Annotated in this window: 5 protein-coding genes and 2 pseudogenes; all 7 read left to right on the top strand. The window is 50.2% G+C overall.

Annotated features, from left to right (window positions below):
* Positions 1–186 precede the first annotated feature (186 nt).
* Positions 187–315, top strand: a pseudogene (gene scfA / locus P378_RS00820) (six-cysteine ranthipeptide SCIFF); the annotation flags it as partial.
* A 202-nt stretch (positions 316–517) separates the two neighbouring features.
* A pseudogene (gene scfB / locus P378_RS00815) lies at positions 518–1,869 on the top strand (thioether cross-link-forming SCIFF peptide maturase).
* 199 nt (positions 1,870–2,068) lie between these two features.
* A complete protein-coding gene (locus P378_RS00810) occupies positions 2,069–3,415 on the top strand; it encodes a M23 family metallopeptidase (RefSeq protein ID WP_099081934.1) in 1,347 nt (448 codons plus the stop codon).
* A gap of 104 nt (positions 3,416–3,519) precedes the next feature.
* Positions 3,520–4,098 (top strand): tetratricopeptide repeat protein, encoded by a 579-nt coding sequence (locus P378_RS00805; RefSeq protein WP_099081933.1) that lies wholly within the window; start codon positions 3,520–3,522, stop codon positions 4,096–4,098.
* 88 nt (positions 4,099–4,186) lie between these two features.
* A complete protein-coding gene (locus P378_RS20360; RefSeq protein WP_238472686.1) occupies positions 4,187–4,669 on the top strand; it encodes a hypothetical protein in 483 nt (160 codons plus the stop codon).
* A 70-nt stretch (positions 4,670–4,739) separates the two neighbouring features.
* Positions 4,740–5,084: a peptidase MA family metallohydrolase gene (locus tag P378_RS20355; protein ID WP_420795954.1), complete on the top strand. Its 345-nt coding sequence runs from the start codon at positions 4,740–4,742 to the stop codon at positions 5,082–5,084.
* Between the two features lie 104 nt (positions 5,085–5,188).
* Positions 5,189–6,442, top strand: a complete 1,254-nt coding sequence (gene murA / locus P378_RS00795; protein ID WP_099081932.1) for a UDP-N-acetylglucosamine 1-carboxyvinyltransferase — start codon at positions 5,189–5,191, stop codon at positions 6,440–6,442.
* Positions 6,443–6,454: the final 12 nt, after the last annotated feature.

Below are 6,454 nucleotides of genomic sequence, written 5' to 3'. Positions count from 1 at the left end.
TTGCTTTAACAGATTGCGCCCCGCCGGTTACTCGATTGTACCACACGCGGGGACCCCGTCCGTCAAGACTTCCCTTCGGCGCCACTTTAATTTAAGTTAACCTCTGGGGCTCACCAAGAACATTTTAGGATAACAAGGGGAGCTGTTATTTATTTCCAAAGTGTCAATACCTTGACAACTTAATTCACATTAAATAAGAAGTCCTTAACTGCAACCCTGAAAACCGGCGGTTGCGGTGAGTGTGCCACTTCCTGCCAGTCTGCTTGCAAAACCTCTTGCACCGTAGGCAACCAGGTTTGCGCCAAGCAAGCGTAAGCAGTTCAAGTCGGAAACACAGCAAAACCACAACCTTGTCTCCTCGGGATCCTTTTCCCCGTGGGGATAAGGTAATTTTTTGACTATTTGGCGCATAAATTTTATCGTTGATAGTGTAAGAAAAGCTAAGCTCCGCCAAGCCCCTGTTGTATCAAAGGGCACAAGGAAGCAGAAAACCAAGCTTTTCTAATCGGAGGGCTTTATGATACATAAATTTATATTTGACGGTGTCCGCATTGTCTTAGATGTCCACAGCGGGGCAGTCCATGTGGTGGATGAACTGGTGTGGGATATTTTAGAACTCTACCAGGTAAAATCCGGGGAGGGAATCTTACAGACCCTGACCCCTCAGTACAACCCAGAGGAAATTGAACAGGCACTGGCTGAAATAAACACTCTACAAGAGGAAGGCCTTTTGTATACCACCGATCCACACCAGGAGGGCTACCGGCCCAGGAGGGACGGTGTGGTCAAGGCCCTGTGCCTCCACGCGGCCCACGACTGCAACTTGCGGTGCAAATACTGCTTTGCCGGCCAGGGGCAGTTTGGCGGCCCCAGTGGCTTGCTGTCCGCTGAAACGGGACGGGCAGCCATTGATTTTTGATTGATCAATCGGGTAACCGTAAACACATTGAAATTGATTTTTTCGGCGGGGAACCCCTGCTTAATTTTAAAGTGATCAAAGAGCTGGTCCCCTACGGCAGGGAAAAAGCCAAACAGGCCGGCAAGGAAATCAAATTTACCCTGACCACCAACGGCGTGCTATTAAACAAAGAGGTGCAGCAGTTTCTCCTGGAAAACCAAATGGCTGCGGTATTAAGTTTGGACGGTCGGCCCGAAGTCCATAATGCCATGCGGCCCACTCCCGCGGGCAAAGGGTCCTATGACAGGGTGCTGGGGGCATTTCAGGAGTATGTACAGCAAAAACCGCCGGGCGGTTACTACATCCGGGGAACCTATACCCGGCACAACCTGGATTTCAGCCAGGATGTCCTCCACATGGCGGAGCAGGGCTTCCGGGATATTTCCGTGGAACCGGTGGTGGCAGGCAACGAGACAGACTATGCCTTCCGGGAAGAGGACCTTCCCGTCCTGATGCAAGAGTACGAGAAGTTAACCCGGCAACTCCTGGCCCGCCGGGAAGCCGGAGAGCCGGTTAATTTCTTCCACTTCAACATCGATTTAAACGGCGGCCCCTGCCTGCCCAAACGTCTGTCCGGATGCGGTGCAGGCTATGAGTACCTGGCGGTCACACCGGAGGGAGATCTGTACCCCTGTCATCAATTTGTCGGCAAACCGGAGTTTTTACTGGGCCATGTGAACGAGGGCATTAAAAACCCGGACATTATAGAAACATTCCGCCAGGCCCACATTTACAACAAGCCCCAATGCACCAACTGCTGGGCCAAATTTTACTGCAGCGGCGGCTGTCATGCCAACGCCCAGGCCTTCAATGACAATTTGCTGAAACCTTACGAAATCGGTTGTCATCTGGCCAGAAAACGGTTTGAATGTGCCATCTATTTGCAGGTTAAGCAGGCCGGACTGGCTTAAAAAATAAAGGACTCCGTTTTATCACTGTGGGAGCGGAGTCCTTTGTCATTTACAACAACATGTCATTTACAAAAACTTTACTCGGACAAAGTATTGTGGTAAAATATACGTGCCTTATTTTGCCTTTCTACGACTTCTTTTCCAACTGAATAGGGTTCCATAGAGAATGATCAGATTTGTTCCCGAAAGGAGTTGAACCATGCGGTTACAAGAGAAGTTTGCGTCTATGAAGGCTTGGCTGGAGAAACAGCCAAAAACGTTCAAGCAAGGCATGTCCGCATTTTTGGTTTTGGTGTTGGTTTTTGGAATGATTTCCGCAGCAAGAGCCAACGGAGCTTGTGCCGTTGAAGTTGACGGTCAGATTGTGGCAGTGGTAAAAAACAAGGCTGTGGCAGAAGCGGTCGTTAATTCGTTAGTCAAAGAACAACAGGACAAAGTACCCAACGTGAAATCCCTGCAAAAGATTACATATAAGAAAACCGGGTCACAGACTGATTTAGTTAGTGAAGAAAAACTCAAACAACTGCTGGCCCAGAGGTTAACCTTTGAAGCTACGGCTGCAGGCATAGAGGTAAACGGCAGTTTAAAGGTAGCGGTAAAAGATAAGGCAACAGCAGAAACGGTGCTGGAAAAACTAAAACAGTCCTTCCAGGTGGGCTCTGACTTTAAGGTAGACTTCCAGGAAAAGGTTGCCGTGGTGGAAGTACCTGTCAAGGCAGAGAGAGTGTTGTCGCCGGAGGCTGCTTTAAGCCGCCTCAAAGGTGAATCGGACACCCCAAGGTATTACACGGTAAAAGAAGGCGACACCCTGTGGGACATTGCCCTTGCATGCAAAGTAAGCCCGGACGATTTGCTGGCTAACAACCCGGGATTTGAACCTGAAAAAATGCAGATTGGCCAGAAGATCAAAATGGTCGGCGTGCCGGAACCCATCATCAATGTGGTGGCTGTTGCCGAAAAAACCGTTAAGGAAGATATTGTCCTGGCCCAGCAGGTGAGAAAAAACTCCACACTACCCTTTGGTAGGACAAAAGTGATCCAGAAGGGTGAAACCGGTCAAAAGGAAGTTACCTATAAGATTATTGCTGTAAACGGTCTGGAGACCGAGCGAACCATTTTAAGTGAAAAAGTACTGAAAGAAGCAAAGCCGCAGATCATTGAACGCAGTGCTCAGACCATGGTGGCATCCCGTGGTTACAGGCCGGGCGGCGCCATTTTATCGCCCTTCGGTATGAGAAACGGGCGCATGCACACCGGTATCGACCTGGGAAGGCCATACGGTTCTCCCGTGGGCGCCTATAACTCCGGGCGGGTCATCCGGGCCGGCTGGTACGGCGGCTATGGCAAATGTGTGGACATCAGTCACGGCAACGGTATTGTAACCCGTTACGCCCACCTATCCACCATCAATGTCAGTGTGGGTCAAAGCGTTGAAAGGGGTCAAAACATCGGTCGAATTGGTTCCACCGGCAGATCCAGCGGACCGCACCTGCACTTTGAAGTAATCGTTAATGGGGTGCCTAGAAATCCCATCGGCTATATATAAGACGTATGATACCTCCCGGATGTTGCACGGGAGGTTTACTTTTATTGAACAATTTGTTATGATTGTCCATAGCAATTATTGGCAGTAAACTGAGGTGAAGAAGTTTGTTTTTTAAGCACTTATCTCCCCGGGCCAGGCAAAAACGCCTGCAGCGTATCGTCTTTGGGGTATTGGTAGCAGTCCTGTCACTGGGCTTAATCGGTTCCTCGTTGGTTTGGACCGGTTTCGGCGGCGCTCAAAAAGAGTCCCAGGCCCCCACTACCCTGGAAGAGCGCATTAAATTACTGGAAGAACAGTCTAAGGACAAACCCAATGACAAAGGACTTTTGCTTTCCCTGGCTTCCTATTACAGTCAGGCCGGCAAGGTGGAGCAGGCCAGGGGAACCTATGAAAAAGTGATACAATTGGACCCCGAGGATATCTCCGCCCGCCAAGACCTGGCACTGGTGTATTACACCCAAGGCAAAACCAATGAAGCGGAACAGGAATTAAAAAAGGCGTTGGAAATTGAACCTGCCAACCCGGATGTGAATTTTCAGTATGCCAAACTGCTGGCGGCCAAGAAGGATTACCAGGCTGCCATAGCCCATATGGAAAAAGTTCTGGAAACCCAGAAGGACGGACCAAAAGCCGAAGAAGCACGCAAATCCATTGAAAGTTGGAAAGCGGAAGCCGGGCGATAAATGCCCGGCTTCTTTATATTTCCACTAGGACTGGCACCATCAGGGTACTATAATAGAAACTGATTAACTAGTTAGAAGAGGTGCTACTATGCCTAAAGTTCAACAAAACACAGATGCGGCTAGAATGCACCGTTATTTAGGAATCACCCTGGCTGCCTTACTTGTACTGGCAGCTTTCTTTGTGAAACTGCCAAACGTGATTCGCTCCGGCACCTATACGGTCTTCCGTGAGACCTTAAAACAAAAGGCCCTCTGGACCACCCGCCATATGGAGACCCTGAACGGGGACCATTTTATCGTTCGCTATCCCGAAGGAAATGAAGCAGATGCCCGGCTGGTCCTGGCCACAGCAGAAAAGTTTTACAACCCTATCGCCGGGAAATACGGGTACACCAACCGGTCAAAGATTCCCGTGATCGTTTATCCTTCCAGATCGGAACTAAACCGTAACTTCGGCTGCCGGCCAACGAAAGCGCCATGGGCGTCTACTGGACCGGTGTTATCCGGGTTCTTTCCCCCAACGTATGGGTTGCCGAAGAAGACCCTCACCTCTACCGGGATGAATTTATGAATTCAGGCCCCATGGCCCATGAGTTTACCCACCTGGTGGTGGATTATGTCACCGTAGGCAATTACACCCGCTGGTTTACCGAGGTATAGCCCAGTATGAAGAATTTAAGTTAACAGGTTTTGAATTTGAAAATACAGAGTCCTCATTGGACCAACCCCTTTACCGGCTGGACGAAATGGACATATATTTTGACAGCCTGCCCAACCAATCGCTGGCCTACCGGCAGTCCTACTTGGCTGTCCGCTACATCGCGGAAGTCTATGGTGAAGAATCCTTGAAAGCCATTTTGGAGAGCCTGGCTAAGAACAACAAAATCGACCAGGCCATACCCGATGCGCTGGGGGTAAAAATGGAAACATTTGAAAGAAATTACCAGCACTGGGCGCGAGAGCACGAAAAATTGAGCCAATTGTAGGACTTTTGGCCAGCATTTGTTAAGAAAGCAGGAATTATCCTGTTCCTTAGAGAATATATTTCTGTTGATTCGGGGAGCGACATAATATTAGGAGGTCAAAACAGTTGAGCAAACTTATAATTGCAGGAGGACGACCGCTCCAGGGCAAGGTAAAGATAAGTGGTGCTAAAAACGCTTCCCTCGCTATTTTATGTGGTGCTTTACTGGCGGAGGATGAGGTTATTTTAGAAAACGTCCCGGATATCAGTGATGTCCGGATTTTATTAGAAATTCTGGGAACCATGGGTGTTAAAATTCGCTGGCTGGCAGAGGAGACATTATCCCTCCACAGCCCCGAACGGTTAGAGGAGGAAGCGCCCTACGAACTGGTAAAACAGCTCCGGGCATCCAACCTGCTTTTAGGACCCATGTTGGCCCGTTACGGCAAAGCATCCGTCTCCCTGCCCGGAGGCTGCAATATCGGCGTTCGTCCCATGGACCTGCACTTTAAAGGCATGGTGGGACTGGGAGCAGAATTAAATCTGGAAAGGGGCTCCATCCAGGGCAAAACCGGACGCCTGACAGGAAGCAGAATTTACCTGGACTTTCCCAGTGTGGGGGCCACCGAAAACATCATGATGGCAGCCTGCCTGGCCAAGGGCCAGACAGTCATTGAAAACGCAGCCAAAGAGCCGGAAATTGTCGACCTGGCCAACTTCTTAAACGCCCTGGGAGCCAAAGTTCGCGGGGCCGGTACCGATTTGATTAAAATTCAAGGCTTCCATCGCCTAAAGGGCGGCCGCTATTCCATTATTCCCGACCGCATCGAAGCAGGAACCTTCATGGTTGCTGCCGCTGCCAGCAGAGGCGATGTGTTGCTGGAAAACGTCATTCCCCGCCACCTGGAACCCCTCAGCGCCAAGCTGCGGGAAGCCAATGTGGAAGTCCTGGAAGGGGAAGACACCCTCCACATTAAAGCAACCAACATGCAGCCCAGAAGCATCGACATCAAAACCATGCCCTACCCCGGCTTCCCAACCGATATGCAGTCTCAAATGATGTCCTTCCTATCCACGGTACCTGGTACCAGCATTATTGTAGAAAACATCTTTGAAAACCGCTTCCGGGTGGCCGATGAACTAAAACGCATGGGCGCCAACATCAAAGTAGAAGGCCGCATGGCTGTTATCGAAGGCGTTCCTTCCCTGCAGGGAGCCAAAGTCAAAGCATCCGACCTCCGGGCCGGTGCCGCACTGGTCATCAGCGGCCTCATGGCTCAAGGCGAAACAGAAATCGGCAACGTAAACTACGTAGACCGCGGCTACGCAAATCTCGAACAAAAACTCACCAGCCTCGGTGCCCGCATCCGCAGAGAATAATTCAACGACATC

The organism is Desulforamulus profundi, from assembly GCF_002607855.1.
This window is presented reverse-complemented; position numbering and strand designations above follow the sequence as displayed.

What these genes read in the sequence shown, in the direction of transcription:
- P378_RS00810 (WP_099081934.1), top strand. Translation starts at nt 2,069, where the DNA reads ATGCGGTTACAAGAGAAGTTTGCGTCTATGAAGGCTTGGCTGGAGAAA.
- P378_RS20360 (WP_238472686.1), top strand. Translation starts at nt 4,187, where the DNA reads ATGCCTAAAGTTCAACAAAACACAGATGCGGCTAGAATGCACCGTTAT.